The 2,275-nt window shown below is 52.8% G+C and carries 3 protein-coding genes; all 3 read left to right on the top strand.

Annotated elements, in window-relative coordinates; all coding sequences use genetic code 11:
* A partial coding sequence (locus AAAU26_RS06480) for a DUF6017 domain-containing protein (RefSeq protein WP_349180967.1) occupies window positions 1–435 on the top strand: 435 nt, incomplete at its 5' end.
* Window positions 436–439: 4 nt separating this feature from the next.
* On the top strand, window positions 440–1,267 hold the full coding sequence (locus tag AAAU26_RS06475) for a ParA family protein (protein WP_158401781.1): 828 nt from the start codon (window positions 440–442) through the stop codon (window positions 1,265–1,267).
* Entirely contained in the window at window positions 1,224–2,150 is a 927-nt protein-coding gene (locus AAAU26_RS06470; protein WP_158401761.1) for a ParB/RepB/Spo0J family partition protein, read from the top strand. The genes AAAU26_RS06475 and AAAU26_RS06470 overlap by 44 nt, the downstream gene beginning before the upstream one ends.
* The last annotated feature ends 125 nt before the right edge of the window (window positions 2,151–2,275 follow it).

Here is a 2,275-nt window from a genome sequence, read left to right as displayed (position 1 = left end):
GCAAATAAGACTGATAAGAATAAAACAGAGTGGAACGATCCTGACCCTATCTATTCCGGGGGCATCCGGGAGCAGCTCGAAGATTATTTTTATCAGGCGTTAGAGGTAGACCTTTTGCTCCGGCTCTGCCCGGATGATGAGGACACCATCTATCAGATCGTAGACCTGCTTGTGGACACCTGTTTCACCAAACGCAAGATGTTGCGGATTGCGGGAGATGACAAGCCCACCGAGGTGGTACGCAGTCGGCTGAAAAAGCTGAACGCCGACCACATCCGTTTTGTGCTGGATTCTCTGGCAGAAAACACCGCCCCGGTGCGGAACATGAAGCAGTATCTGCTGGCAATGCTCTACAATGCGCCCACCACCATGAACCTTTACTATCAGAACAAAACGAACCACGACTTTGCGCGCGGTTCACCGAAAGCGGGGTGATGTTATCGCAAAGAAAGCTACGATTATCGCAGTCACCAATCAAAAAGGCGGTGTGGGAAAAAGCACCACCTGTGAAAATTTGGGCATCGGTCTAGCGATGGAGGGCAAGAAAGTCCTGTTGGTGGACACTGATCCACAGGGGTCATTGACCATCAGCATGGGCTGGCAGCAGCCCGATGAACTGCCCACCACCCTTTCCACCCTGATGCAGAAAGCCATGAACGACCAGCCCATCCAGCCCGGCGAGGGCATTCTGCACCACGCAGAGGGCGTTGACCTGATTCCGGCAAACATCGAACTGGCAGGGCTGGAAGTAGCCCTCGTGAACAGTATGAACCGGGAGAAGATGCTGAAGCAGGTGCTGAACAGTGCCAAGCGGGAGTACGATTTTATTCTGCTGGACTGTATGCCCTCGCTGGGGATGCTGACGATTAACGCATTGGCGGCGGCAGACGCTGCCTTGATTCCTGTGCAGGCGCAATACCTGTCCGCAAAAGGTCTGGAACAGCTTTTGCAGACCGTCCAAAAGGTCCGGCGGCAGATCAACCCGAAGCTGAAAATCGAGGGTATTCTGCTGACCATGACCGACAGCCGCACCAACTACGGAAAACAGATCAGCAATCTGATCCGGCAGGCATACGGAAAGCACCTGAAGGTGTTTGAACAGACCATCCCACGCTCCGTCCGAGCAGCGGAAACCAGTGCGGCAGGCAAAAGCATCTTTGCCTATGACCCCAAGGGCAAGGTGGCAGAAGCCTACAAATCTCTTGCAAAGGAGGTGCTGGCGGATGCCGATCGACAGCGGAAACTTAGCTCTGAAAGGGCTAGATGACCTGTTTTCCACCGAAGAAAACCGACAGGAGGAACAGCGGGAGCAGGTACAGCAGATTCCCATTGACGAGTTGCACCCCTTCACCAACCACCCTTTCAAGGTGCTGGACGATGAAGCCATGACCCGGACGGTGGAGAGCATCGCACAGTACGGTGTGCTGGCTCCGCTGATTGCCCGCCCTCGCCCAGAGGGTGGCTACGAGATCATCTCCGGGCACCGCCGCCAGTATGCGGCTAAACTTGCCGGGCTGGACACCCTGCCGGTCATTGTGCGGCAGATGTCGGACGATGCTGCTGTGATATTGATGGTGGACAGCAATCTCCAACGTGAACACATCCTGCCCAGTGAGAGGGCTCTTGCCTACAAAATGAAGCTGGAAGCGATAAAAAATCAAGGTGCTAGGTCGGATTTAACTTCGCCGCAAGTTGCGGCGAAGTTCCGCAGCGATGATGCAGTTGCCAAAGACCAAGGCATAAGCGGTGATACAGTTCGACGTTATATCCGCCTGACCAACCTTATCCCGGAACTGCTGGACATGGTAGATGAAAAGAAGATCTCCTTCAATCCCGCTGTGGAGCTGTCCTATCTGAACGAAAGCCAACAGCGGGATTTTTTAGAAGCTATGGATGGTACCCAAAATGCCCCATCTGTATCGCAGGCTCAGCAACTAAAGAAGATGGCGCAGTGTGGTGAGTTCACCTATGAAAAGGCGTTTGACATTTTGGGGCAGGAAAAGAAGAGTGAGCAGGACACTGTAACTATCAAAAACGACATCCTACGAAAATACTTTCCACGCAGCTATACGCCTCGGCAAATGGAAGAAAAAATTATTCAGCTTCTGGATGCGTGGCAGAGAAAACAGCAGCGTCACAACGAACGCTGACCCGTAACGCAAGACCCGATGGGGTCTTTTTTGTTTGCAAAAATTTGGAGACTAACTATTAAAAGTCAAGCCCCAAAATGAAAAAATCCGTCTGCCGACCGCTGCCCCTGACAAACAGCATTCAA

The sequence above is a fragment of the Faecalibacterium longum genome, assembly GCF_040094125.1.
Lineage (GTDB): Bacteria > Bacillota > Clostridia > Oscillospirales > Ruminococcaceae > Faecalibacterium > Faecalibacterium longum.
The sequence above is the reverse complement of the archived record's forward strand: the minus strand, read 5'-3'. Positions and strand labels throughout refer to the sequence as shown.

What these genes read in the sequence shown, in the direction of transcription:
- AAAU26_RS06470 (WP_158401761.1), top strand. Translation starts at nt 1,224, where the DNA reads ATGCCGATCGACAGCGGAAACTTAGCTCTGAAAGGGCTAGATGACCTG.